The organism is Rhodococcus sp. NS-SX18 (assembly GCF_057367935.1).
Genome location: NZ_CM170633.1, coordinates 1 through 24,840, shown reverse-complemented (window position 1 = coordinate 24,840; position 24,840 = coordinate 1). Strand labels below are relative to the sequence as shown.

The 24,840-nt window shown below is 69.4% G+C and carries 21 protein-coding genes and 2 tRNA genes; 2 read left to right on the top strand and 21 right to left on the bottom strand.

The features are described from left to right. Positions 1-121: 121 nt before the first annotated feature. The 3 genes from AC2IPW_RS00115 to AC2IPW_RS00105 form a co-directional block, all read right to left on the bottom strand. A complete protein-coding gene (locus AC2IPW_RS00115) occupies positions 122-1,306 on the bottom strand; it encodes a Dyp-type peroxidase (RefSeq protein WP_486375976.1) in 1,185 nt (394 codons plus the stop codon). After that, positions 1,299-1,808, bottom strand: a complete 510-nt coding sequence (locus tag AC2IPW_RS00110) for a copper chaperone PCu(A)C (protein ID WP_486375975.1) — start codon at positions 1,806-1,808, stop codon at positions 1,299-1,301. The genes AC2IPW_RS00115 and AC2IPW_RS00110 overlap by 8 nt, the downstream gene beginning before the upstream one ends. Before the next feature lie 79 nt (positions 1,809-1,887). Next, complete coding sequence (locus AC2IPW_RS00105; RefSeq protein ID WP_486375974.1) at positions 1,888-2,388, bottom strand: hypothetical protein; 501 nt, start codon at positions 2,386-2,388, stop codon at positions 1,888-1,890. Between the two features lie 178 nt (positions 2,389-2,566). Here AC2IPW_RS00105 and AC2IPW_RS00100 point away from each other — a divergent pair, with 178 nt between their 5' ends. Both AC2IPW_RS00100 and AC2IPW_RS00095 read left to right on the top strand, forming a co-directional pair. Beyond that, positions 2,567-3,178, top strand: coding sequence for a DJ-1/PfpI family protein (locus AC2IPW_RS00100; RefSeq protein WP_486375973.1), 612 nt, complete (start codon positions 2,567-2,569; stop codon positions 3,176-3,178). After that, positions 3,175-3,627 (top strand): MarR family winged helix-turn-helix transcriptional regulator, encoded by a 453-nt coding sequence (locus tag AC2IPW_RS00095; protein WP_486375972.1) that lies wholly within the window; start codon positions 3,175-3,177, stop codon positions 3,625-3,627. Before AC2IPW_RS00100 ends, AC2IPW_RS00095 begins: the two co-directional genes overlap by 4 nt. Positions 3,628-3,685: 58 nt before the next feature. Here the strand turns inward: AC2IPW_RS00095 and AC2IPW_RS00090 are convergent. From AC2IPW_RS00090 to dnaA, 18 genes are all read right to left on the bottom strand, one after another. After that, positions 3,686-3,758, bottom strand: a tRNA-Ala gene (locus AC2IPW_RS00090). Between the two features lie 138 nt (positions 3,759-3,896). Next, positions 3,897-3,970 (bottom strand) — tRNA-Ile (locus AC2IPW_RS00085). A 75-nt stretch (positions 3,971-4,045) separates the two neighbouring features. Beyond that, positions 4,046-5,179: a DUF3566 domain-containing protein gene (locus AC2IPW_RS00080; protein ID WP_450120687.1), complete on the bottom strand. Its 1,134-nt coding sequence runs from the start codon at positions 5,177-5,179 to the stop codon at positions 4,046-4,048. After that, complete coding sequence (gyrA, locus tag AC2IPW_RS00075) at positions 5,180-7,684, bottom strand: DNA gyrase subunit A (RefSeq protein ID WP_450120688.1); 2,505 nt, start codon at positions 7,682-7,684, stop codon at positions 5,180-5,182. Between the two features lie 150 nt (positions 7,685-7,834). After that, the gene (locus AC2IPW_RS00070; RefSeq protein ID WP_040782325.1) at positions 7,835-8,767 is read right to left on the bottom strand and encodes an MHYT domain-containing protein; all 933 of its coding nucleotides are present in this window, start codon (positions 8,765-8,767) and stop codon (positions 7,835-7,837) included. A 40-nt stretch (positions 8,768-8,807) separates the two neighbouring features. Then, positions 8,808-9,644, bottom strand: a complete 837-nt coding sequence (locus AC2IPW_RS00065) for an MHYT domain-containing protein (protein ID WP_486375971.1) — start codon at positions 9,642-9,644, stop codon at positions 8,808-8,810. Next, on the bottom strand, positions 9,644-10,198 hold the full coding sequence (locus tag AC2IPW_RS00060; protein ID WP_003936635.1) for a GTP-binding protein: 555 nt from the start codon (positions 10,196-10,198) through the stop codon (positions 9,644-9,646). Before AC2IPW_RS00060 ends, AC2IPW_RS00065 begins: the two co-directional genes overlap by 1 nt. Before the next feature lie 13 nt (positions 10,199-10,211). Then, on the bottom strand, positions 10,212-10,586 hold the full coding sequence (locus tag AC2IPW_RS00055; RefSeq protein ID WP_003936636.1) for a DUF742 domain-containing protein: 375 nt from the start codon (positions 10,584-10,586) through the stop codon (positions 10,212-10,214). A 13-nt stretch (positions 10,587-10,599) separates the two neighbouring features. Beyond that, the gene (locus AC2IPW_RS00050) at positions 10,600-11,016 is read right to left on the bottom strand and encodes a roadblock/LC7 domain-containing protein (RefSeq protein WP_003936637.1); all 417 of its coding nucleotides are present in this window, start codon (positions 11,014-11,016) and stop codon (positions 10,600-10,602) included. Further along, positions 11,013-14,021 (bottom strand): ATP-binding protein, encoded by a 3,009-nt coding sequence (locus AC2IPW_RS00045; protein ID WP_486375970.1) that lies wholly within the window; start codon positions 14,019-14,021, stop codon positions 11,013-11,015. Before AC2IPW_RS00045 ends, AC2IPW_RS00050 begins: the two co-directional genes overlap by 4 nt. A 339-nt stretch (positions 14,022-14,360) precedes the next feature. Then, entirely contained in the window at positions 14,361-16,394 is a 2,034-nt protein-coding gene (gene gyrB / locus AC2IPW_RS00040) for a DNA topoisomerase (ATP-hydrolyzing) subunit B (protein WP_486375969.1), read from the bottom strand. 178 nt (positions 16,395-16,572) lie between these two features. Continuing rightward, entirely contained in the window at positions 16,573-17,475 is a 903-nt protein-coding gene (locus AC2IPW_RS00035) for an alpha/beta fold hydrolase (RefSeq protein WP_486375968.1), read from the bottom strand. 9 nt (positions 17,476-17,484) lie between these two features. Further along, positions 17,485-18,573, bottom strand: a complete 1,089-nt coding sequence (locus AC2IPW_RS00030; RefSeq protein WP_486375967.1) for a PDR/VanB family oxidoreductase — start codon at positions 18,571-18,573, stop codon at positions 17,485-17,487. Continuing rightward, positions 18,570-19,460, bottom strand: coding sequence for a metal-dependent hydrolase (locus tag AC2IPW_RS00025; RefSeq protein ID WP_054370845.1), 891 nt, complete (start codon positions 19,458-19,460; stop codon positions 18,570-18,572). Before AC2IPW_RS00025 ends, AC2IPW_RS00030 begins: the two co-directional genes overlap by 4 nt. A gap of 88 nt (positions 19,461-19,548) precedes the next feature. Continuing rightward, positions 19,549-20,097 (bottom strand): DUF721 family protein, encoded by a 549-nt coding sequence (locus tag AC2IPW_RS00020; protein WP_003936643.1) that lies wholly within the window; start codon positions 20,095-20,097, stop codon positions 19,549-19,551. Further along, a complete protein-coding gene (gene recF, locus AC2IPW_RS00015; protein ID WP_486375966.1) occupies positions 20,094-21,347 on the bottom strand; it encodes a DNA replication/repair protein RecF in 1,254 nt (417 codons plus the stop codon). The genes AC2IPW_RS00020 and recF overlap by 4 nt, the downstream gene beginning before the upstream one ends. 24 nt (positions 21,348-21,371) lie before the next feature. Then, positions 21,372-22,556, bottom strand: a complete 1,185-nt coding sequence (gene dnaN / locus AC2IPW_RS00010) for a DNA polymerase III subunit beta (protein ID WP_003936645.1) — start codon at positions 22,554-22,556, stop codon at positions 21,372-21,374. A 537-nt stretch (positions 22,557-23,093) separates the two neighbouring features. Beyond that, a complete protein-coding gene (dnaA, locus tag AC2IPW_RS00005) occupies positions 23,094-24,740 on the bottom strand; it encodes a chromosomal replication initiator protein DnaA (protein ID WP_003936646.1) in 1,647 nt (548 codons plus the stop codon). Between the last annotated feature and the right edge of the window lie 100 nt (positions 24,741-24,840).

The following is a 24,840-nucleotide window of genomic DNA, read 5'->3' as shown; positions in this document are numbered from 1 at the left end:
TGGACGCGTGTCCTGACGGTAGCCCTATTTCCCTGGGGTGTGACGGGAACCATACAAACTGTAGGTACGGCGGTTCCCCCGGCCGGGATTCCACACGGATCCCGGCCGGGGGCGCGGCCCGTCAGCCCTCGAACAGGGTGTCGCCCGGGTATCCGCCGGGACCGAATCCGGGTGGGACGGCGAACACCGCCGACCCGACCGGGGTGATCCACGGGTTCAGCGCGTCGTGCTCGGCGAGCCGCTGCTGCACCGGGACGAACTGCGCGTCCACGTCGGCCTGGTACGCCGCGAACAACAGTCCGGCACCGTCCGGATCGTCGTAGTTGTAGCCGCGGCGCAGGAACTGCTCGTTCGCGTTCCGGGGCCGCGCCCGGGCGACGTGCGATTCCGGAGGGATCACCGGAATGCCGTGGACGTCGGTGGCGGCGAAGTCCGGATCGTCGTGCTCCCGGCTGCCGGTCAGCGGCGCCCCGGCGGCCAGGTCCCGGCCCACCGCGAGTTCCCGGGCCGGCCGGTCGAGTTCGTCCCACGTGTCGAGTTCCATACGGATTCGCCGCAACACCAGGGACGTGCCCCCGGCCAACCAGGCCGGGGTACCGGGATTCCACACCTGCCGGTCGAAGTCGGTGCTTCCCGCAGCCGGGTTGACGGTGCCGTCGACCTGACCCATGAGATTGCGCATCGTGGTGCCGGTGGGCTTGGTGCCCACCGCGTTGCGGAATCCGCGCTGGGTCCAGCGCACGGTGGCCAGCGATCGCACGCTCTTGGAGAGCGTGCGAGTCGCGTGCGAGACGGTGACCGGGTCGTCGGCACCTACCTGCAGCAGCAGATCACCGCCCGACCAGCGTTCCTCGAGGCGATCGATCGAGAACGCCGGCAACGGCCGCAACCACTCGGGTCGCTGCGCCGCGAGACCGGCCACATCGAACACGGCAGGACCGAAGCCGACCGTCACGGTCAGCCGGGCGGGATCGAGGGCTAGTTCGGGCTCGGTGTCGCCGAGGGCAGGACTGCCCCCGGCCAGCCGGCGACCGTCCTCGGCCCACACCTTCATGATCCCGACCAGCGCGCGACGGTCGAGTCCCGGACGCAGATCCAGGGCGACGAAGGCGGCGAAGGCCTGCGGCTCGGTGTCGATGCCGGCCTGGTGCACGCCGTGGAAGGCAACCGTGCGCCCACCGGTAGGTTCGGGCTCCCGCGTGGCGGCGTACCCGAGACCCGTCCCGACGCCGGCCGCGCCGATGCCGGCGACGCCCAGGACGGCGGCGCCGCCACCGAGGAGACGCCGCCGGCTCAGCTCAGCCACCGTGGTTCGCCCCCGCGTCCGCGCTCGGCTGGTAGTTCTCCTGCGCGCCGGAGAAGTCGCGGACCTGTGCGGTGAACTCGGTCGTCGAGCCGTCCTCGAAGGTCAGCTCGAAGGTCACTTCGGTGCCGGGCAGGACCGGCTCCACGAGATCCATGAGCATCAGGTGGTCTTTGCCGGGGGCGAGCGAGTGGGTGCTGTGCGCGGGGATGACCAGTCCGTCCGCCTTCTCGCGCATCACCATGGCGCCGCCGTCGCCGGCCGCCATCTCGTGGATCTCGGTCCGGGCCGAGCTGGGGCTGGCAGCGGAGACGATGTGGATGTCGGTGTCGCCGGTGTTCTCGAGCTCGGCGAATGCGCCGGTCATGCCGGATTCGGCGGTCTTCGCCCACGCCGAGGAGACGGTGAGCGAGTCCGCGGACGCGGCGGCGGGCTCGTCGGACGAGCATCCGGCGGCAAACAGGGTCGCGGCCGCGGCGGCAGCGAGGAACAGAGTCTTCTTCATGGGGATTCTCCGAAATCGGTCCGAATGCGCACGGGTGCGCGCGGTCACCGCAGGGGCGCGGCGACCGAGAAGGATGGGTTCAGACCGTGACGGGAGGGCCGCGAGTGCCGAGACCGGCGGCGACGAGCAGGCCCCGGCGGAGCCGGGGTCGGTGGGCGACCGGGGTCCACGTGGGGACGGCGACGGGCGCCGGCGCGAACGAGGCGGGTACCGCGCGGACGAGGGCGGCCAGCCCGACCCGGCAACCGTGTTCGGCACCGCGGACGAGCAACGCCGCGACCACGATCGCCCCGGCGTGCGCGGCAAGCATGCCCGGGCCGGGGACGTGGAGGTGTCCCGCATCGAGGGAGAGGGCGCCGTGGCCGATCACCTGACCGGCGGCGAGCACGCCGACGATCGGCACGCGAGTGCCCGCGGCAAGCAGGCCCACCGTCACGGCGGCCGCGAGCAGCAGTACCGCCGGCGCCTGCCCCGGCACGGAACCACCGGCGAGGGCATGGGCGGCGACGCTCACCGCCCCCGACATACCGCCGACGAAGGCACCGCGTACGCGCGCGACGACATCCTCCTCGGCAGACATGCAGCCAGGATACGCGCCCGTTACTACGGAGAGTAGTAACAACTCTCACAAGCGATACTCCGGCAGTTCGGCCCGCATCGTGAAGAACCCGACCGCGGCAGCATTCGCGGCGCGTCGTTTCACGTGAAACCAGGAGCCGCGCATTGACAACAAACTGTCAAATCGACAGTATATTGTCATGACTGAGACAGTGCATGTCGCCGTGTACGACACCCTCGCCGACTGGGAGGTCGGGCATGCGATCGCCCACATCAACAAGCCGCTCTGGCACAAGCACCCCGGCCGCTACACCGTCGCCACCGTCGGCACCACGCGCGAACCTGTCACCACCATGGGCGGAATCCGCATCCTCCCCGATACCACCCTGGACGAGGTGCGGCCCGACAACAGCGCGATGCTGATCCTGGCGGGCAACGACATCTGGAACACCGAGCAGTTCAGCCCCTTCGCCGACCGGGCGCGCGACTTCCTCGAGGCCGGTGTTCCGGTGGCCGCGATCTGCGGGGCCACGGGCGGACTCGCCCTCGCCGGCCTCCTCGACGATCGCGCGCACACGAGCAACGCCGCCGAGTTCCTGGCCGGGCTGGGGTACGCCGGCGGCGGCCTCTATCGCGACGAACCGGCCGTCACCGATCGAAATCTGATCACCGCGAGTGCCACGGCCCCGGTCGAGTTCGCCCGCGCGATCCTCGAACGCCTGGAGGTGTTCGAACCGCACGTCCTCGAGTCCTGGTTCAAGCTCTACGGCCGACGCGACCCCGCCGGCTTCCACGAACTCATGGCCGGATGAGCGCGCGCCCGGAACAGGAACTGCTCAGCGACCTCGCCCTGGCGTCGTTCCGCCTCAACGGCCAGTTCCTCGAGGTCGCCGAGACGCTGGCCCGCCCGGCGGGTCTCACGGGGGCGTGGTGGCAGGTCCTCGGTGCCGTGCTGCGCGATCCCCTGCCGGTCGCCGGCATCGCCCGGGCGATGGGGATCACCCGTCAGAGCGTGCAGCGGATCGCCGACCTGCTGGTCGAGCGCGGCCTCGCCGAGTACCTACCCAACCCCGCCCATCGGCGCGCGAAGCTCGTCGCGCCGACCCCGGCGGGCCGTGCCGCGGTGTCCGGGATCGATCCGGCGCACGCCGCCTTCGCCCGGCGCCTGACCGACGCCGGGGGTGCGGAAGGCCTGGCCGCCACGCTGGCCGCGATGCGGCAGCTCTCGGCGGTCCTCGACGAACTCGCCGAACAGAAGTGAGCGCAGACGCCGACAGGCCCGGACATCGATGCTGTCCGGGCCTGTCGTCGAATCGTTGTGGAGCCTAGGAGATTCGAACTCCTGACATCTGCCTTGCAAAGGCAGCGCTCTACCAACTGAGCTAAGGCCCCGTCTGCCGCCTCAGCGGGCGGTGACCTCGTGCCATTCGTCCTCGCTCCGCAACATCCGGGCGAGTCCGACGGTCACCAGCACCACGGTTCCCACAAAGAGAAGAACCTTCATGCTCGCTGCCCTTTCGGCACGGGGAGTGGGCCTAGGAGGACTTGAACCTCCGACCTCTTCGTTATCAGCGAAGCGCTCTAACCGCCTGAGCTATAGGCCCTCGAACCGAGTTGGAACACTACCCCACCGAGCCGCGAAGTCCAAAATCGGCCCGGTGGGGACTCGTTTTCCCAGCTCAGTCCGGGTCCGCGAGGGTCACCTGCACGCCCCCGACGAGGTCGGTGCACAGGTTGTAGATGAAGGCCCCGAGAGTGGCCAGGGCGGTGAAGAGGATCGTATTGACCAGCCCGATCACCGTCGCGTATCCGAAGACCTGACCGGCGGTGATGAGGCCGCCCCCACCGGTGTCGGACACCATGTCGGTGAACGCGCTGTTGAGCCGTTCCCACACGCCCATGCCTTCGAGCACGCCGTACAGCAGGCCCACGGCGACCATCCACACGAAGAACAACGAGACGGAGATCACCGAGGAGATCTTCAGCATCGACCACGGATCGATACGGCGCACCTGCACCGTCGCACGCAACGGCTCGCCTGCGACCGGAGCCGCGGTCGCGACTGCGGCGGCCGGTTGCGCGGCCGGGGCTTCCTCGGCCGGCGCGGACGGCAGCGGATGCTTGACGGTGGACAGGTCCGGCAGGTCCTTCGCCAGGTCCTTGCGTTCGATGTGCCGCGTCGGGCCGTCGATGACGGCGGCCTTCGTCTTGGCCGCCGACCGGTCCGCACCTGCTGTGGGCGCGTTCATCGAGGCGGCCGCGGTGCCGGTGACCACCGGCCGCGTCGGGGGCGTCGCGGCGCCGGGCCGGTTCCCGGCCGGGTTTCCGCCGGAACGTGCCGCCGCCTGCTTCGCCGGGCCCGGCTGCTGTCCACCCTGCTTCTGCCCGCCCGGTGTCTGCCCGCCCGGCTGCGCCGATCCGGCCGGATCCGTCCCGGGGCGCGCAGCGGGCTTGTCACCGGGGGTGTCGCTCGGTGTGGGCACCGCGGGACGTCCGGTCGAGGGCGATGCCTGGCCGGGTCGGGCCAAGTTCGTCTGCGGCACGTTCTGCGGTGTCTCCTGCTGGTTCCCCCGCTGCCACGGCGGTGTGGGGGGCCCGCCCGGACGCTGCTGCCCGGGACGCGACGTCCCGCCCTCCGCCGTCTGGGGCTTCGCCGTGCCGTCGGCCGGCGCGCCGGGATTCGCTCCCGCGCCGGGGTTCCGGGCAGCACCGTCCGACGGCGTCGCACCGCCGGCCGGCTTGCCGGGCACCTCTCGTCCGTTCTGCCCCTTCGGCGGCTGCTCGGCGCCGTTCGGGCCCTGGGGAGTGCTCACTTACGACTCCTTCGCTTCGAGTGCGGCGCTCTCCTCGGGCTCGTCGGCGTTGCGTGCGATCGCCAGCAACGTGTCCCCCTCCCCCAGGTTCATCAACCGCACACCCTTCGTCTGTCGGCCGGCCTTGCGCACCTGCTTCGCGGGGGTCCGGATGACGCCACCGCCCGAGGTGATCGCGTACAGCTCGTCGTCGTCGTCCACGATGAGCGCTCCGACCAGAGTGCCACGCTTGCGGTCGTACTGGATGGTCAGCACGCCCTTGCCGCCGCGTCCCTGCGCCATGTAGTCCTCGATCGGAGTGCGCTTGGCGTACCCACCGGACGTCGCGACCAGCAGGTACGTGCCCTCACGGACCACGTTCAGCGAGAGCAGGGCGTCGTCCTCGTTGAACCGCATGCCCTGGACGCCCGAGGTCGCCCGGCCCATCGGCCGCAGCACCTCGTCGCTCGCCACGAAACGGATCGACTGTCCCTTGGCGGAGACCAGCAGCAGATCGTCGTCCGACGAGCACAGCACCGCACCGACCAGTTCGTCGTCGCCGCGCAGGTTGATCGCGACGATGCCGCCGGACCGATTGGAGTCGAAGTCCGACAGCCGCGACTTCTTGACCAGGCCGTTGCGGGTCGCGAGCACCAGGTAGGGGGCGTCCTCGTAGGTCTTGAGCCGGATGACGCCCTGGATCCGCTCGTCCGGCTGGAAGGCCAGCAGGTTGGCCACGTGCTGGCCGCGCGCGGTGCGGTTGGCTTCCGGCAGCTCGTAGGCCTTCGCCCGGTACACCCGGCCCTTGGTGGTGAAGAACAGCAGCCAGTCGTGCGTGGACGTCACGAAGAAGTGCTTGACGATGTCGTCCTGCTTGAGATCCGCGCCCTTGACGCCCTTGCCGCCGCGCTTCTGGGACCGGTACAGGTCGGTCTTGGTGCGCTTGGCGTACCCGGTCTCGGTGATGGTGACGACGACGTCCTCGCGGGCGATGAGGTCCTCGTCGGAGACGTCCCCGTCGGCCGCGACGATGCGGGTGCGACGGTCGTCGCCGTACTTGTCGACGATCTCCTTCAGCTCGTCCCGCACGATCGCGCGCTGACGCTCGGGCTTGGCGAGGATGTCCTTGAGGTTGTCGATCTCGCGCTCGATCTCGGCGAGTTCGTCGACGATCTTCTGCCGCTCCAGAGCCGCGAGGCGACGCAGCTGCATCGCCAGGATCGCGTCGGCCTGGATCTCGTCGACGTCGAGCAGTCCGATGAGGCCGGTGCGTGCGTCCTCCACCGTCGCCGAGGCGCGGATCAGCGCGATGACCTCGTCGAGCGCGTCGAGCGCCTTCACGAGACCGCGCAGGATGTGGGCCCGCTCCTCCGCCTTGCGCAGCAGGTACCGGGTCCGGCGGACGATGACTTCGATCTGGTGGGTGACGTACAACCGGATCATCTGGTCGAGCCGCAGGGTGCGCGGCACGCCGTCGACGATCGAGAGCATGTTGCAGCCGAAGCCGGTCTGCAGCTGCGTGTGCTTGTAGAGGTTGTTGAGGACGACCTTCGCGACGGCGTCCCGGCGGACGGTCACGACGATGCGCATGCCCACACGGTCCGACGACTCGTCGTGGATGTCGGAGATGCCGGCGATCTTGCCGTCCCGGACCTGCTCGGCGATCGAGGTGATCAAATTGTCCGGGTTGACCTGGTACGGCAGTTCGGTGATGACGATCGAGGTCTTGCCCCGGGCGTCCTCCTCGATCTCCACGACACCGCGCATCCGCACCGACCCGCGGCCGGTGGTGTACGCGTCCTTGATGCCCTGGCCGCCGACGATCAGGCCCGCGGTCGGGAAGTCCGGGCCTTTGATGCGCTCCATGACGGCCGCCAGGGTGGCTTCCTCGTCGGCCTCGAAGTTCTCGAGCGCCCAGTAGATCGCGTCGGCCACCTCACGGAGGTTGTGCGGCGGGATGTTGGTGGCCATGCCGACCGCGATACCGCCCGAACCGTTGATCAACAGGTTGGGGATACGGCTGGGGAGAACCACCGGCTCGAGCGTGCGGCCGTCGTAGTTCGGCTGGAAATCGACTGTCTCGTGGTCGATTTCGCGCAGCATCTCCATCGCGAGCGGGGTGAGCCGGCACTCGGTGTACCTCATCGCGGCTGCGCCGTCGTTACCGCGGGACCCGAAGTTGCCCTGGCCGTCGACGAGCGGGTAGCGCATCGACCACGGCTGCGCGAGCCGCACGAGGGTGTCGTAGATCGAGGCATCGCCGTGCGGATGGTAGTTGCCCATCGTCTCGGCGACGGCACGTGCCGACTTCACGTAGCCGCGGTCCGGGCGGAACCCGTTGTCGTACATTGCGTACAGGACGCGGCGGTGCACCGGCTTGAGACCGTCCCGCACATCGGGCAGGGCGCGGCCCACGATCACGCTCATCGCGTAATCGATGTAGCTGCTCTGCATCTCCTGCTGGATGTCGACGGGCTCGATGCGGTCGTGCCCCGGCCCCTCCGGCGGCAACGTGGTGTCGGTCATGAGCTCCTTCTTCTACTCGGCTCGAACGCCGCGGACTTCCGTCCGGCGCGCGTCTCGCAACCACCCGAGTCTATAGGTGCAGGTCAGCTCGCACAGCGACCGATGCGGCGATTCCGCTCGGCCGGTCCGTCCCGGCGCCCGAAATTTCCGTCACGACCGCCCCGGAACGGAGGCATCGTCGTCGGTGGCCCAGCGGGCGAACTCCTCCTCCAGTGCCATGTCGCCCCGGCTGGGGGCGAGCAGCAGCGCCGCGATCGGCACGGCGAGAACGGCGATGCCGAGCACGAACGAGGGGAACAGCAGAGCGGTGACGGTCCAGCCCGACGGCAGCGGGACGGTCGGATCGACCTCGACGCGTACGCCGGCCATGCCGGTGTAGTGCAGTGCGACGACCGCGCAGCCCATGAGCAGGGCGGCAGGAACGCGGAGCACCCATCGGTCCGCGGTCTGCGCGAGCCACAGGGCGGCCGTGGCCGCGACGACACCGATGGCCACCGAGGCGACGACGAAGCTCGGGTCGTGCTCGAGCGAGCCCTGGATCCGGATGGCCCACATGCCGCTGTAGTGCATGAGGCTGACCGCGAGACCCATCCCGAGGCCGCCGACGAGCAGGCGGGCGAGGGACGGCACGCGATTCACCCACGAGGCACGTGAGCTGACGAGCCAGAGCCCGAACCAGGTAGCGGCCACCGACAGCGCGACGGAGAAGGCGGTCGGTCCCAGCGCGTACCGAATTGCGGTACCGGGGATGTCGAAGCCCATCATCCCGATGAAGTGCATGAGCCAGACGGCCACACCGCCCACCGACAGGGCGGCCATGGCCATCCAGCGGCGATGGCCGCGGGCAGTGGGCGCGGTCAGCGACTGACGGGCACAGGAGAGACCGACGAACGATCCGACGACGGAGGTGGCACAGGCGAGGAAGAACACCCACATCCCCATGGAGAAGTGGTGCATTTCGTGGGACATCGTGACCTTCCGAGCACGGCGCGCGAAGCGGTCCGTGCTCGTGGTGGCGCGCCTCACCGAATCGATACGGGCTGCGACTCCGCCCCCCTCGACAGCCATCGGAGCGTATCGCATCGATGTAATTCGGGAGGGTCCCGGTCCCGCAGCCGTCGGATCAGGCGACCGGGCTCCGCGGGTCGATCGGACGGTGTTCCTGCGCCCACGCCTCGGCCTCGGCCTCGAGGGCGGCCGCCACCCGATCGGGAGCCATGAGCAACGCCATGATCGGAACCGTCAGGATCAGCATGCCGAGCACGAACACGGGGAAGAGGACCGCGAACACCTCGACGCCCGAAGGCGCCGCCGTCGACGGATCCACCGTCACCCGCACCGCCGCCATCGCGAGGAAGTGCACGCCGATCACCGCCGCCCCGGCGACGATGCTGCCGACGATCCGCATCCACCGGCGGTCGGCGACCGTCACCAGCCACAGGATCACCACCGCGGTGAGCCAGGCCGCCACCACGGAGGCCGCCACGTAGGTCGTGTCGTATGCGACGGTGCCCTGCAGTTCCATCGCCCACATGATCGAGTAGTGCACGCCGGCGATCCCGGCACCGAGGACCAGCGAGCCGCCCAGCAGCCGTACCGCCCCGGCATCACGCGAGGGCCGGGCACGGCGCGACATCCGCTTCGGCTGCACGACCACCATGGCGACGAAGGCGGACACCAGCGCCACCGCCATCGAGAAGACGATCCCGGGCAGGTCGTATCGAATGATGCTGCCGTCCACCGTGAACCCGGCCATCGGCAGGAAGTGCGCCAGCCACACCCCGACGCCACCGGTCGAGAGCGCGGCCCGCATCAGCCAGTACAACCGTGACCGTTCGGATCCGGCAGTCAACGATTTGCGGGCACTGGCCAGCCCCACGAGCAACCCGATCGTCGCCGTCACGTACGCCAGGACGAGCACCCACGTGCCCATGCCGAACAGGTGCACGTGTGTGTCCATCAGGGCGCTACCGGCTGGTGCAGCTTGCGCAGCGCGTACTCGGTCACCGTCACGAGGGCCGACTTGGCGGACTCGCGATCGCGCGCGTCGATCGAGACGATCGGCACGTCCGCCGAGACCGCGAGGGCCTGGCGAATGTCCTCGGTCGGGTAGCGCGGGGCGTCGTCGAACTCGTTGATCGCGACGATGAACGGCAGGTTCCGGGCCTCGAAGAAGTCGACCGCCGCGAAACTCTCGTCCAGCCGCCGGGTGTCGATGAGCACGATGGCCCCGATCGCACCTCGGATCAGGTCGTCCCACATGAACCAGAACCGGTGCTGACCCGGCGTGCCGAACAGGTACAGCACGAGATCCTCGGCGAGGCTGATCCGGCCGAAGTCCATCGCGACGGTCGTGGTGGCCTTCTGCGGTGTCGCGCTCAGGTTGTCGACGCCGTCGCTGGCGTTGGTGACCAACGCTTCCGTGCGCAGCGGCACGATCTCCGAGACCGCCCCCACCAACGTGGTCTTGCCGACGCCGAAGCCCCCGGCGATCACGATCTTCGTCGAGGTCACCCGCTTCGGGGAGTTAGAGTTCGCGAAGTCCACTGAGGACCCTTTCAATCAGCTCACGACGCTCCGCGTCGCTCGAATCGTCTTTCAGGGTGGCCAGGATCCGTACGTGCCCGGCTTCGACGAGATCCGCCACGAGTACGCGCGCCACCCCGATCGGCACACCCACCCGCGCCGCGATCTCGGCGACCGACGGGGACTCCCTGCACAACGCCACGATCGTGGCGTTGATGTTGTCCAGGTCCCGGGCACGGTCGTCCGTGCCCGGGAGGACCTGGATCAGTGCCTCCAACGCCAGCTCGACCGCGGGGCTGGTCCGCCCCGAGGTCAGTGAGTACGGCCGGACCAGACTGGGCTGGGCCGGCGGCGACTCCGCCTTGCGTTCTTCCATGGCCACCTCGACGTCAGGACCCCAGACCGATGCGCGGAGTGGCCTCGACCGATGCCCCCACACGATCGACCAGGAGTGCCATCTCGTAACCGACCTGCCCGATGTCGCACTCCGAGGCGGTCAGGGCCGCCAGGTGCGATCCGTCGCCCACACTCATCAGCAGCAGGTAGCCGTGCTGCATCTCGACGACGGACTGGAGCACTCCGCCGCCCTCGAAGAGCTGGGACACGCCGTTGGACAGGCTGGCGAGTCCGGACGTGACGGCAGCGAGCTGCTCGGCACGGTCGACGGGCAGGTGTGCGCTGGCCGCCATGAGGAGGCCGTCCGCGGACACGAGCACGGCGTGGGAGACGCCGGGAACCTCGCGCGCGAAGTTCGACACCAACCAGTCCAGAGGACGAGTCACGTCGGATCCATGGTCAATGTTCATCGAACTCCCTGTTCGTCGGTCTGGGTGGACGCGTGCGCGGAGGCCCGCCCGTTGCGAACCCCTTGCTGGTGACGGCTCAGGTTGGCCCGGATGGTCTCCGGGTCGCGCCGCCGGACAGCCGGCACGGATCCGGTCGCCGGCGAGGCGACCGCACCGGGCACCAGCCTATGACCGGGTGCACGCCGCGGAAGACCCGCGGTGGTGAGTTGCTCCACCGGAGCCTGTGCGGCCTCCTGCGCGGCCCTCCACCCGGCATCCGCCCGTGAGTTCCACTCCGGACGGCGGTCCTCGGGCTGAGTCGTCGGATCGACGAGCCAGCTCGACATCATGTCGGCGAAGATCGGCGTGCCGGCACCCGGATGCGGGCGCAAGGCGTTGGCTTCGGTACGCGGCTGGAAGAACGACGCCGTCTTGGCCGGGTTCGTCCGGTACCGGTGCCGGGCGGCGCGGCCCGCCTGCCCGTCGGCCGCAGCCGCCTCGTCCCGAACGGCGGCCGGCTCGGAATTCCGTTGCGGAAGCGCGGATTCCGATGCGGCCGGCGGTGTCGGCAGACCGGGGGTGCTCCCCGGCCGGCGCTGCGGCAGACCGTTGCCCGAAGCACCGTTGCCCGAAGCACCGTTGCCCGAAGCACCGTTGCCCGAAGCACCGTTGTTCGGTGCGGCCGTCGTCGGCTGGGGCGCGATGCCCGGCGTGGCGCCCGGCCGTCGCTGCGGCAGCCCGTTGCCCGGGGGCCGTGGCGCCGTCGGGGCGGGAGCAGAAGCGGACGAGACCGTCTCCGTGCGACGCGGCGGCAGGACCGGCGTCGGGCCGGGTTGGCGCCGGGGCAGGTCGGACAGCGGCGTGGGCTGGCGCTCCGCGGCGGCACCCGGCTGACGCTGCGGCAGACCTGGAGTGGAGCCGGGCCGGCGCTGCGGCAGACCCGGCGTGGCACCCGGCTGGCGCTGCGGCAGACCCGCAGCCGACTCCGAAGCCACGGGTGCCGGCTGCCGCTGCGGCAGTGCAGACGCCGGCTGCCGCTGCGGCAGTGCCGGTGCAGAAGCATGGTCCGACGCGGCCGGGGCCGTGACATCGCGGGGCGGCCGCGGCGCGAGCGTCTCGGCCGGACGTCCGTCCTCGCCTGTACGCGGCTGCGGCCCGGTCTGCGACAGGGCGAGCGGCGAGACGAGGAGCACGTCGGGGATGTGGACGCTGGCGGTGATGCCCGGGTTGCGCGCGGTGTCGAACGTCGGCCGCAGCCGCACGGTGAGGCCGTGCCGGGCCGCGAGGCGCGAGACCACGAACAGACCCATGTGACGGGCGGTGTCGGGACCGACCTCGCCACCGAGGGCGAGACGCTCGTTGATCGCGTCGAGTTCCTCGGCCGGGATACCGATACCGCGGTCGGCGATCTCGACGAGCAGGCCACCGTCGACGGCGCGCGCGAAGCTGAACGTCACGGTGCTGTCCGGCGGCGACGCCCGCAGCGAATTGTCGACGAGCTCGGCGAGCAGATGCACGATGTCCGTGGCGACCGTACCGCTGAGGGCGCCTTCCGGCGTCGAGCCGATCTGGACCCGCTGGTAGTCCTCGACCTCGGACATCGCGGCACGGAGGACGTCACCGAGCTGCACGGGTGCCGAATGGCCGCGCCGCATCCGGGTTCCGGAGAGAATCAGCAGGTTGTCACCGTTACGGCGCATGCGCGCGGCCAGGTGGTCGAGCCGGAACAGGCTCTCGAGCCGGGCCGGATCCTTTTCCTCGTACTCGAGCCGTTCGATGAGGCCGAGCTGCTGCTCGACGAGCGACTTGCTGCGCCGGGCGAGGGTTTCGAACATGTCGTTGATCTGCAGGCGGAGGTGGGCCTGCTCGCCGGCGAGGCGCAGGGCCTGCCCGTGCATGTCGTCGACGGCGCGGGCGAGCTGGCCGATCTCCTCGGTGGTGTGCACCGGGACCCGGGTGAACTCGATGTCCTCTACGTTGTCGCCCACCTTGATGCGGTCGATCGCGTCGGGGAGTTCCTGCCGGGCGACCTTGAGAGCGCCGTAGCGCAGGCGCCGGATCGGGCCGACGAGCGACCGCGACACCAGAAGCGCCAGGACCAGCGCGGCGAGCAGGGCGCCGAGCACGATCGCGGTGTCACGCAGGGCGGCGGAGCGGGTGTCGGAGGCGCGGGCGAGAACGGTGCTGCTGATCGCGTCGGACGCTTCGTCGATGAGGGTGCCGTAGACCTCGACACTCTCCAGCAGCGACGAGCGCAGGTTCAGGATGGGCAGCGGGCCGTCGCCGGCGGCGTCGATCATCGCGGTGCGCTCGGCGACGCCGCTGCGCAGCTCCTGGATCTGCGCATCGGAGGCCGGGTACGACCGGGCGAGCGTCTCGAGCATGGCGAGCTCGGAGCCGGACGCGGACACCAGTGCGGTACCGGGCTGGTCCGGGTCCCGCAGGATCGCCACGATGCCCATCACCTGGTCGAACAGATAGCGCTGGGAAGCCCACGCATCGACGAGTCGGGTGCCCTCGGCGAGCACGGACGGATCCTCGATCGGCTCGACGATGGCTTCGACGATGCGGATCAGGTCCTTGCGGATGGTGTTGGTCTGCTCGTTGAGCTCGGGCAGCGGGATGTCGCCGGCCGCGATGCGGTCTCGCAACGACTCGGCGGCAGCCACCGTGCGGGTGAGGTCGGCGGCGATGACCGGATCCAGCTCCGGATTCTGCGACACCGCCCGGACGCGTTCCAGTGCCGTGTCGAGGTTCTCGATCTCGTTCGTGACGCCGGTCCCGGCCGCCAGCGTCGCGGAGGCGGTACCGAAGGCGGTACCGAAGTCGACGAGGTCGGGCACGACGGCCACCTGGTCGGCAGCGGACGAGAAGTGGACGGCGTTGGAGAGCTCCTGCTGCACGCGCAGGCCGCCCAGCACCATGGCCACGGTCACGGGAACTGCGAGAACGGCGGTCACCTTCCAGCGAAGGCCCCACCCTTCGATGTTCCACCACCGCTGCCGAGGTGGCGATTCGTCACTCATCTTTCCAGCTCACTTTCCACCCGGTTTCCGCCGCCGACCCACACCCGCGCCACACCGCTCGGCGTCGAGGAGGTGCGTCTGCGGGTGGAGTGGTCGGAAGAGACGTTCCTGAGTGCACGCACCATATCCGCCCGAGCGTAGATCACGAAAGGAGCACGATCACTCCCCCGACCGGCGGCAGTCGTGTATCGAACCGGTCACCGAGCCGAAAACGATACCGACCAGTAACATTCGCGGGACCACCCCGCGCCGCCGACGCGCCGAAGGGCGGCGAAAGCGACAGTGTGAACCTCGTCACACCGCCACTCGCACCGCCCTTCCGGCGTCCGCGAGACCGAGTCAGACGTCCAGGAAGCGGACGTCCTTCGCGTTACGGGTGATGAAGCTGCGACGCGCCTCCACGTCCTCACCCATCAGCACGCTGAACAGTTCGTCGGCGGCGGCCGCGTCGTCGAGCGTGACCTGACGCAGCACGCGCACGCTGGGATCCATGGTGGTCTCCCACAGTTCCTTGGCATTCATCTCGCCGAGGCCCTTGTACCGCTGGATGCCGTCGTCCTTGTTGATCTTCTTGCCGGACGCGAGCCCACGCTCGAGCAGACCGTCGCGCTCGCGGTCGGAGTACGCGAACTCCGGCTCGGAACGCTGCCACTTGAGCTTGTACAGCGGGGGCTGCGCCAGGTAGACGTGGCCGTGCTCGACCAGCGGGCGCATGAAGCGGAACAGCAGCGTCAGCAGCAGAGTCGCGATGTGCTGGCCGTCCACGTCGGCATCGGCCATCAACACGATCTTGTGATAGCGCAGCTTCGAGATGTCGAACTCGTCGTGGATACCGGTGCCGAAGGCGGTGATGATCGCCTGGACCTCGTTGTTCTTGAGGACCCTGTCGATGCGCGCCTTCTCGACATTGATGATCTTGCCGCGCAGCGGCAGGATCGCCTGATACATCGAGTCCCGGCCCGACTTGGCGGAGCCGCCGGCCGAGTCACCCTCGACGATGTAGATCTCGGACTTGCTCGGATCGTTGGAGCGGCAGTCCGCCAGCTTGCCGGGCAGGCCCCCGAGGTCGGTGGCGGACTTACGGCGGACCAGTTCCCGCGCCTTACGAGCGGCGACGCGAGCCTGCGCGGACGAGACCGCCTTCGTCACAATGGTCTTCGCGTCGGCCGGGTTGGCTTCGAGCCAGTGCGACAGGTGCTCGTTGCAGGCCTTCTGCACGAACGACTTGACTTCGGTGTTGCCGAGCTTGGTCTTGGTCTGGCCTTCGAACTGCGGTTCGCCGACCTTGACCGAGATGATCGCGGCCAGTCCCTCACGGATGTCGTCGCCGGTGAGGTTCGGATCCTTGTCCTTGAGGAGCTTCTTGTCCTTCGCGTACTTGTTGACCACCGAGGTCAGCGCCGCGCGGAAGCCCTCCTCGTGGGTACCGCCCTCGTGGGTGTTGATCGTGTTGGCGAAGGTGTGGACGGACTCGGAGTAGCCCGAGTTCCACTGCATCGCGACCTCGAGTTCGTGGCCGGTGCCCTTCGCGGTGAAGCCGACGACCGAGTTGTGGATCGGCTGCTTGGTGCGGTTGATGTGCCGCACGTAGTCCTCGAGGCCGCCCGGGTAGTGATAGACGCGGACCTTGACCTTGTGCTGCTGCTCGATCTCGGCCTGTTCCTGCTCCTCGGCCTTCTTCGGCGCCTCGGCGAGCTCACTGACGACCTCGTCCGTGACCTCCTCCGGTGCGACCCGCTCGTCGGTCAGCGTGATCGTCAGGCCCTTGTTGAGGAAGGCCATCTCCTGCAGTCGCCGCGCGACCGTCTCGAAGTTGTAGGTCGTGGTTTCGAAGATGTCCGGGTCCGCCCAGAACCGGACGGTGGTGCCGGTGGCCCTCGTGGGCTCGCCCTTGACCAGCTTCGCGGGCTTGGAGGACTGGTAGGTCTGCTCCCAGTGGTAGCCGTCGCGGTCGATCTCTACCTGGAGCTGGGTGGACAGCGCATTGACCACCGAGATGCCGACGCCGTGCAGACCACCCGAGACCGCGTAGGCATCGGAATCGAACTTGCCGCCCGCGTGCAGCTGGGTCAGCACGACCTCGACGGTCGGGACACCGGAGGCGTGCATCCCGACGGGGATGCCGCGGCCGTCGTCGACGACCTGCACGCCGCCGTCCTCGAGGAGGGTCACCTCGACCTTGGTGGCGTGGCCGGCCATCGCCTCGTCGACCGAGTTGTCGACGACCTCCCAGATCAGGTGGTGCAGACCGCGCTCACCGGTGGAACCGATGTACATGCCGGGGCGCTTGCGCACCGCCTCGAGCCCCTCGAGGACGGTGATGGAGGAAGCACCGTAGTCACTGTTGCTCTTGTTCGACTTCTGGGCAGCCACGGGTTGGTAGCTCTCCTTCTTCCGCCTGGGCCTCGCGCACACGCGCGCATTCGGATTCATCCTACTGCCCGGGACCGTACTTGCCCCGTCCGACACAGAACGGGCCGTCGACGCCGCTCACCGGCCCGCAGGCGCGGCGTCGCGAGGGCGGGAAGGTGAATCGCTAGAGCGCGGGGGTCTAGAGCGCAGGGGTTCGGGCAGTGTGCCGCGCTTCGACGTCGCGCACGAAGCGCGCGGCCGCGGCCGCGAGCTCCCCGGCGTGCGAGCGGGGCGACCAGTGTCCGGCGTCGAGTGGTTCCCGGCGCAGATCGGTCACCCACTTCTCGGTGTCCTCGTACCCGACCGGCCGCACCGCCCGGTCCCGCAGCCCCTGGATCAGTTGCACGGGCACGTCGGTGTGCCGCTCGCGCGGTGCACGCAGACGCCGGCGCAGGTTCGCCCGGTACAGCTTCAGTCCGTGCACCATGTCGTCGGCCAGCGTGGGCGCGACCGGTCCGATCAGCGCCGGATCGGAGCGATCGAAGAATCCGACGAATGCGGGCCAGTGCCGCGAGAACCACCACCGGAGCGCCGGCACGGGCAGGCCGGGGGTCTGGAACAGCACCGTGTAGGCCGACGCCACAGCCTGCTCGAGCGGACCGAGCGGGCGCCGATCCCGCAGCCGACGGCGCATCCACGAGGCGAGATGGTCGAGGTTCGGCCCGGACACCGAGGTGTAGGACGCGATCCGCTCGGCCGCCCCGGGTTCGCATACGGCCTCCCAGCACAGCACCGCCCCCCAGTCGTGTCCGAGCAGGTGGACGGGCACGTCCGGGCTCACCGCGTCGATCACCGCGAACAGGTCCCCGGCGAGCAGCTCGAGCCGGTAGTCCGCGACGTCGCGCGGCACGGTCGAGGCACCGGCACCGCGGTTGTCGAACCGGACGATCCGGAAGTCGCGGGCCAACTCGGGTACCACGCGGTCCCACAGGGCGTGGGTGTCGGGCCAGCCGTGGACCAGCAGCAGTGTCGGCCCCGCCGGGTTGCCCTCCTCGACGACGTGGAGCCGGACGGGTCCGTTCGTGACGGTGCGAGTGGTCATGCGTTCTCCTCAGAGATCGAGTACGAGCCGGCCACCGTCGGCGCGGGAGACGCAGACGAGCATCTCCTCGCGACGTTCCTCGGGGGTGAGCCGGTTCTCGCGGTGGTCGGGGGTGCCGGACAGGACTCGCACCCGGCAGGTTCCGCAGAAACCCTGGCGGCAGGAGTAGCCGATGCCGGGCAGACGCCGGCGGATGATCTCGAGCGCCGACTCGTCGGCCGGGACGGCGAGCACCTCCCCGGTGCTTGCCAGTTGGACCTCGAACGCCCGGCCGGCGACGACGGGCGGGGCACCGAACCGTTCGAAGTGCAGGGCCGACGCCGGTGTGGCGTCGATGCCGGCCCGCACGGCGTCCAGCATCGGGGTGGGCCCGCAACAGTAGACGGCTCCGCCGGCGGGTGCGCCGGCGAGCAGATCGGACCCCGTCGGCGTGCCGAACTCGTCGTCCGGTCGCACGAAAACCCTTGACGAATCCCATGTTCCGATTTCGTCGAGGAACGGCATCGCGGACCGGGTACGGCCGGTGTAGACGAGCCGCCAGTCCATCCCGGCTCGGTGTGCGGCACGGGTCATCGCCAGGACGGGGGTGATGCCGATCCCGCCGGCGACGAACAGGGCCGCCCCCTCGGCGACGAAGGGGAACCCGTTGCGCGGACCGCGCACGGCCACGAGGTCACCCGGTTCGAGAGCATGCATCTCGAGCGACCCTCCCCCACCGCCGGGGATCCGGCGCACCGCGACGGTGTAACGGCTGCGGTCCTCGTGATCCCCGCACAGCGAGTACTGTCGCCGCCGCCCGGACGGCAGATGGAAGTCGAGATGGGCGCCCGGGTGCCACGCCGGCAACTCGGCACCGTCCGGGGCGCGCAGCGTCAACCGCACCACATCGCCGTCGGCCGTCACGGGAATCTTCTCCGCCACAAGCAGATCCACCTGCCGATCGATGTCCGCGGCGCCGGCGGCACCGGCGTAGTCGAGCGTCGTGACGAGGCTCAGGTATCTGTCCACGACGGATCCGAGCACGCCCATCGCCCGATCGGGGCGGTTCCGGCCCCGCAGGTCCGACGGGCGACCGTGCCGCGGCAGCAGTCCGGTCATCGGGCTGCCGCCCGGGCCGCGGGCGAGGACGCCAGGTAGCGGACCGCCTGGGCGGTCGAACCCTCCTGGCTGGGGTGGTACGAACGGCGGAAGTATCGCGACATGCGTCGGCCGAGGTCCACGGGCCCCGGCATCGTACCGCGTCGACTGGCCGCCGACCAGTCCGAAAGATGAGGTGCGCGAGCATGTCCGGGCGCAGCCGCCAGCACGGGGTCGTGAGCCATCAGGAAGCGGGCACCGCGGATCCACAGCCACAACAGGACCGGGGCGACGATGAGCTGCGTGCGGATCCGGCGCGCCTCCCCGGGGTCGAAGTAGCGCATCACGTCGTAGGCGACGCTGCGATGCTCGACCTCCTCCGCACCGTGCCAGCGCAGCAGGTCGAGCATGGTCGGATCGGTGCCCGCCGCGTCGAGACCCTTCGCGTTGAGAACCCAGTCCCCCAGGAATGCGGTGACGTGCTCGACGGCGGCAATGATGGCGAGCCGTTCGACGAGGTAGTTCTCCGCCCGCAGTCCTGTGAGCGGTCGTCGGCCGAGCAGCCGGCCGAACAGCCACCGCATCTGGTCCGTGAAGGGGGTGGGATCGAGACCCTTCGCCTCGAGTTGCTCGAGTACCCTCCGGTGCGCGTCGGCGTGCACCGATTCCTGACCGATGAATCCCACGACGTCCTCGCGCAGTTGTTCGTCGCGGATGAGCGGCAGCGCCTCCTTGAACGTCTCGACGAACCACTCCTCCCCCGCCGGCAGCAACAGATGCAGGACGTTGAGCACGTGGGTGCTGAACGGATCACCGGGCACCCAGTGCAGGGGCAGGGCGCTCCAGTCGAACTCGACGTCGCGGGCCTGGAGCAGCACCCGGTCCGGTTCGGTGAGCGATGTGGACATGGACGAACCTCCCGATGCGGAGTGCGGAACAGCGCACAATCGACGCGTTTGAACGTAACATCGGGTTACAGATAAATCCAGGGTGGGTTCAGCCGTACGTGTCCCGCGGGCCGCGGCCGCGGACGTGCCGCTCCCCCTTGCGCCAGCTCGGCGCCGTCGGCCCCGTGATCCGCAGTTCCTCGACCACCCCGTGCCCGACCGCGGCAGCGATCTTCGCGAGGATCTGCGCCTGCATCATGCGCAGCTGGGTCGCCCACGCGGTCGACTCGGCCGAGACGTGCAGCACCTTGTCGCGCAGCGTCGTCGGCGTCGCGTGCGAGGCGATGTCGTCGCCGACCACGCGTGCCCAACTCCCGAGCACGGTGCCCTCCGACACGCGGCCTGCCCATCCCCGCTGCTTGGCTATCGCGTTCGTCAATGCGCCGAGCGGCTGCGGATCCCGATCATCGGGGCCCGGACCGGACCATCCGCGGCGGCGACGCCGTGGTCGCAGCGCCCCGCGCGAGGCGCGTCCCTGCCCCACCGACTTGCCGCTCGCCTGCGCTGCCGCCCGGGCCTCCTCCAGTGCGCGACGAGCCAGGTCGATCCCGCGCAACGGCGGCTGAGACGGCTGTTCGTCCGGGTTCTCGATGCTCATCGCAGTGCTCCGTCCACGGTTCCGTCCAGATCCGGCTGTGCGGGATCGTCGCCGTCGAGCGCGGTCAGCGCCGAGAGCCGTCCCCGGTCGGTGTCCTCGGCCCGCACCCCGAACCGGACCGCGGCCAGCTCGGCCGGCACGTCCTCCGGGACCGCGGCGGTAATGAGGACCTGCTCGGCCGAGGCCGCGACGGAGGCGAGCGCCGTGCGGCGCCGGCGATCCAGCTCGGCGAACACGTCGTCGAGCATGAGGACCGGGTCGGTGCCGTCCGCCCGCAGGAGCGAGAACGCGCCCAGGCGCAGCGCCAGCGCGAACGACCAGGACTCCCCATGGCTGGCGAAACCCTTGGCCGGCTGGTCCCCCAGAATCAGGTCGAGCTCGTCGCGATGGGGACCCACCAGGCACACGCCCCGCTCGATCTCCTTCGTCCGCGCCTGCGCCAGCCGGGTCAGGAACGCGGCCTCGATCACCTCCCGGTCATCGGACAGCGGCGCGCGGTCCGGGTCGGCGAACTCCGGCGGCAACGCCTCGCCCACCGTGCTGCGGTAACGCAGCAGCGCCGGCCGCGACTCGGGGGCGATCGACCGGTATGCCTCGGCAACATGGGGGGCGAGTTCGTGCAGCAGGGCGACGCGTGCGGCGAGCAGCTCGGAACCGTGCGCCGCGAGATGACCGTCCCACACGTCGAGCGTCGCGAGTGCGTTCGCTCCGTCGCCGGACCGGCTGCCGCGGCGCAACGCACCTCCGGCCGTCTTGAGCAGCGCGGAACGCTGGCGCAACACCTTGTCGTAGTCGGCACGCACGCCGCTCATCCGGGGGATGCGGGTGGCGAGCAGTTCGTCGAGGAACCGGCGCCGGTCCCCCGGATCACCCCGCACCAGGGACAGATCCTCCGGCGCGAACAACACGGTCCGCAGAATGCCGAGAATCTCCCGTGGGCGCCGGGTCGGTGACTGGTTGATCCGGCCGCGGTTGGGCCGGCCCTCGTTGATCTCGACGTCGATGCCCAGTTCCCGGCCACCGTTGACGACGACGGCGCCCACCAGGGCGCGCGACGTCCCGGTCCGCAGCAGCGGCGCATCACCGGAGACCCGGTGCGAGGTCAGGGTCGACAGATAGCCCAGCGCCTCGAGCAGGTTGGTCTTGCCGTGTCCGTTGCGGCCGAGGAACACCGTCGGTCCGGGTGCGAGATTCAGCGAAACGGCTTCCCAGGAACGGAAATCGCGTAGCGAAAAGGTGCGAACGTACACGGGCCCACCGTTTCCTCCCCCGGGTCAGCCCGGCAGGCGCACCGGCATCAGCAGGTAGGTGTAGTCGCTGTCCGGGGCGGCGAACGTGCCGGAGGCGTCGGGCTCGGGCGCCTCCTCGAGCGCCGGTCGCAGTACGGCGGGACGGCTCGGCGTAGTGAAGCCGAACGACACCTTCTCGCTGTGCAGCGAACCGAGGCCGTCGAGCAGGTACCCGGGGTTGAACGCGATGATCAGCGGCTCGCCCTGGAACTCCGCCGCGAGCGACTCCTCCGCCCGGCCGGCGTCGTCACCCCCGGCCGACAACAGCAGGCCGCCCTCGGTGAACTCGAGACGCACCTGCGCCCCACGCTCGGCGACGAGCGCGACGCGCTTGATCGCGTCCACGAGCGGCGCGATCTCGACGGTCGCCATCGCGGTGTGCTCGGTGGGCAGCAACTGACGGAACTTGGGGAACTCGGCGTCGAGGAGACGGGTGGTGGTACGACGGCCGTCCGCGACGATACCGAGCAGGCCCTCCGCGCCGACCGACGAGCCGGCGCCCAGTGCGAGCTGGACAGGCGAATTGGAGGATCCGCCAACGGTTTTCGCAGACTCGGAGAGTGTCTTGGCCGGCACGAGCACCGCGGCGCTCGCCGACTCGACGGTGGGCATCCACTCGATCTTGCGGACCGCGAGACGGAACCGGTCGGTGGCCGCGAGGACCATGTGGGTGCCGTCGATCTCGACCCGGATGCCGGTCAGCATCGGCAGTGTGTCGTCCTTGCCCGCCGCGACGGCGACCTGGCTGATCGCCTCGGCGAACATCTCGACGGGCAGCGAACCGGTCTGCTGCGGCAACTCGGGCAGCTGCGGGTAGTCCTCGACCGGCATCGTCGGCAGGGAGAACTTCGCGCTGCCGCAGTTGATGAGCACTCGCGTTCCGTCGAGCACCACGTCGACGGGCTTGTTGGGCAGCGCGCGGGTGATGTCGGCGAGCAGGCGGCCCGAGACGAGCACCTGCCCGGACGTGATGACCTCGGCGGAGACGTGGACCTGCGCGGAGACCTCGTAGTCGAATCCGGAGACGGTCAGTCCCTGGTCGTCCGCGCCGAGGAGGACGCCACCGAGCACCGGCACCGGCGGTCGCGACGGAAGACTGCGCGCAACCCACGCGACGGAGTCGGCGAAGTCCTCGCGAGCGACACGAAACTTCATGCTTCCAAGCTCCATCGCCCCGCGGATCCTTTCGCTGTTCCTGGCTGTCGATCGATTCAACGAAGTCTGGCACAAGGCCCCGACACCGACGTCGGCAGCGGGGACGTCGCTCCACGGTATGCGCTCGTCGATCAGTTGGAAAGCCGGAGCCTCGAGGGGGACATGGCTCTCGAGACCCTGTGCACTCGAGTCCTCCACAACCCTGTTTTGAAAGAGAAGTCTCAGAGAGAAAACACAGAAGTAGTAATAGGGGTTGTGGAATCTGTGGACGGACGACCGTCTACGCTGGTGGGGCGGGCTTCTCGAGACCCGGACTCTCGAGGATGAACTCGAGGAATTCTCGAGGACGGATGTGGACAGCTCGAGAGTGTTCAACATCGGTACACCGTCCGTCCACAAAGATCCCACGTTGTACACACCGTTGTCCACAGGTGTGAGTCACCGTCGATTCGTCTCGAGAATCACGCGCGCCGCCGGCCGCCGGCTGGGTTCCGGATACGAAGAAGGGCCCGGACACGATCGTCCGGGCCCTGTGCGCCAGTTCGGCGGGACTCAGCGCTTGGAGCGTTGCTTGATGCGCGCGGTCAGCTCCTGGACCTGGTCGTAGACCTTTCGCCGCTCGGTCATCTCCTTGCGAATCTTCTTGTCCGCGTACATGACCGTCGTGTGGTCCCGGCCGAAGGTCTGCCCGATCTTGGGCAGGGACAGGTCCGTGAGCTCCCGGCACAGATACATCGCGATCTGCCGGGCCTGGGCCAGCGGTCGCGCTTTGCCGGGCCCGCACAGGTCGTCGATCGAGGTACCGAAGTACTCGGCTGTCACCGCCATGATGGTGGCGGAGTTGATCTCGAGAGCCGTCGAGTCCGGGATGAGGTCCCGGAGCACCACCTCGGCCAGCGTCAGGTCCAGCGGCTGCCGGTTGAGCGACGCGAAGGCCGTCACCCGGATCAACGCACCCTCGAGTTCCCGGATGTTGCGTTCGATCCTGCTGGCGATCAACTCGAGGACGTCGTGGGGTACGTCCAGCCGATCCATGCGGGCCTTCTTGCTGAGGATCGCGATGCGGGTCTCGAGTTCGGGCGGCTGGACGTCGGTGATCAGGCCCCACTCGAACCGGGTCCGCAGGCGCTCCTCGAGCGTCGCGAGCTGCTTCGGGGGACGATCGGACGACACCACGATCTGCTTGTTCGCGTTGTGCAGGGTGTTGAAGGTGTGGAAGAACTCCTCCTGGATACCTTCCTTGCCCTCGATGAACTGGATGTCGTCGACGAGGAGGATGTCCGTCTCGCGGTACCTGCGCTTGAACGCCACCTTGCGGTCGTCGCGCAGGCTGTTGATGAAGTCGTTCGTGAACTCCTCGGTGGAGACGTACTTGACCCGCATCCCCGGGAACAGTCGTTGTGCATAGTGCCCGGCAGCGTGCAGCAGGTGCGTCTTGCCCAATCCGGAGGCGCCCCAGATGAACAGCGGGTTGTATGCGCGGGCGGGGGCCTCGGCGATCGCCACCGCGGCCGCATGGGCGAACCGGTTGGACGCTCCGATCACGAACGTGTCGAACGTGTACTTCGCATTGAGGCTGCTGCTGCCGGTCGGGGACGCGGTGGCCGGGGGCGGCGGCTGCGTGAAGTAGGACGGCCACGACTCGCGGACCGCGGTCATCGCCTCCCGGTCGTCGTCGACCTCCTCGAGTTCCCCCGTGTCGACCTCGAGCATGCCGTGGTCGAGGGAGGACGGGCGGCGGCGCCGGAACGGGTGCGCCATGTCGTGGCGCTCGGACTCGCGCGGGCGGGACTCGGGCGGGCCGGCGACGATGGGCCGCGTGTCGAACGAGTGCGGCTCGGGCGAACGGGGGTCCGGCGGCAGACCCTCGAGAGGCAGCGTGTCCCGCGGCACGGCGTACGGGTCCTCGGCGGGATCGTCGACGGTCGCGGACGGCTCGATACGGACGCCTAGTCCTTCCACACGATGCCCGAGGGTGCGGTGGAGTGCACGAAGGATCGGCTCGCGCAGATCCCGCTCGATGGCTTCCTGCGCAAACGAGGACGGAACCGACAACAGTGCGAATCCCTGTGCCAGTGTGATCGGCTTGACCAGGGCGAGCCACGCCTTCTGGCCCTTGCTGAGGCCCTCGCCGTCGGCGGTCAGCTCCGCGACGACGTCCGGCCACACGTCGGCCAGCGCGTTCGGCTCGTCGGTCACGTCGCGTCCTCCCCAGTTCTCTCGGTCCGAATTCCACACGATTATCCACAGATGTGGACAACCACAGGGTGGCGCCCTGTGGATGAGGCTGGGGAGTTGT

Bases quoted from the DNA above. Each gene is read 5' to 3' on its own strand.
- AC2IPW_RS00110 (WP_486375975.1), bottom strand. From the start codon at position 1,808: ATGAAGAAGACTCTGTTCCTCGCTGCCGCCGCGGCCGCGACCCTGTTT.
- AC2IPW_RS00105 (WP_486375974.1), bottom strand. From the start codon at position 2,388: ATGTCTGCCGAGGAGGATGTCGTCGCGCGCGTACGCGGTGCCTTCGTC.
- AC2IPW_RS00100 (WP_486375973.1), top strand. From the start codon at position 2,567: ATGACTGAGACAGTGCATGTCGCCGTGTACGACACCCTCGCCGACTGG.
- AC2IPW_RS00095 (WP_486375972.1), top strand. From the start codon at position 3,175: ATGAGCGCGCGCCCGGAACAGGAACTGCTCAGCGACCTCGCCCTGGCG.
- gyrA (WP_450120688.1), bottom strand. From the start codon at position 7,684: ATGACCGACACCACGTTGCCGCCGGAGGGGCCGGGGCACGACCGCATC.
- AC2IPW_RS00070 (WP_040782325.1), bottom strand. From the start codon at position 8,767: ATGCGATACGCTCCGATGGCTGTCGAGGGGGGCGGAGTCGCAGCCCGT.
- AC2IPW_RS00065 (WP_486375971.1), bottom strand. From the start codon at position 9,644: ATGGACACACACGTGCACCTGTTCGGCATGGGCACGTGGGTGCTCGTC.
- AC2IPW_RS00055 (WP_003936636.1), bottom strand. From the start codon at position 10,586: ATGGAAGAACGCAAGGCGGAGTCGCCGCCGGCCCAGCCCAGTCTGGTC.
- AC2IPW_RS00050 (WP_003936637.1), bottom strand. From the start codon at position 11,016: ATGAACATTGACCATGGATCCGACGTGACTCGTCCTCTGGACTGGTTG.
- AC2IPW_RS00045 (WP_486375970.1), bottom strand. From the start codon at position 14,021: ATGAGTGACGAATCGCCACCTCGGCAGCGGTGGTGGAACATCGAAGGG.
- AC2IPW_RS00035 (WP_486375968.1), bottom strand. From the start codon at position 17,475: ATGACCACTCGCACCGTCACGAACGGACCCGTCCGGCTCCACGTCGTC.
- AC2IPW_RS00030 (WP_486375967.1), bottom strand. From the start codon at position 18,573: ATGACCGGACTGCTGCCGCGGCACGGTCGCCCGTCGGACCTGCGGGGC.
- AC2IPW_RS00025 (WP_054370845.1), bottom strand. From the start codon at position 19,460: ATGTCCACATCGCTCACCGAACCGGACCGGGTGCTGCTCCAGGCCCGC.
- AC2IPW_RS00020 (WP_003936643.1), bottom strand. From the start codon at position 20,097: ATGAGCATCGAGAACCCGGACGAACAGCCGTCTCAGCCGCCGTTGCGC.
- dnaN (WP_003936645.1), bottom strand. From the start codon at position 22,556: ATGGAGCTTGGAAGCATGAAGTTTCGTGTCGCTCGCGAGGACTTCGCC.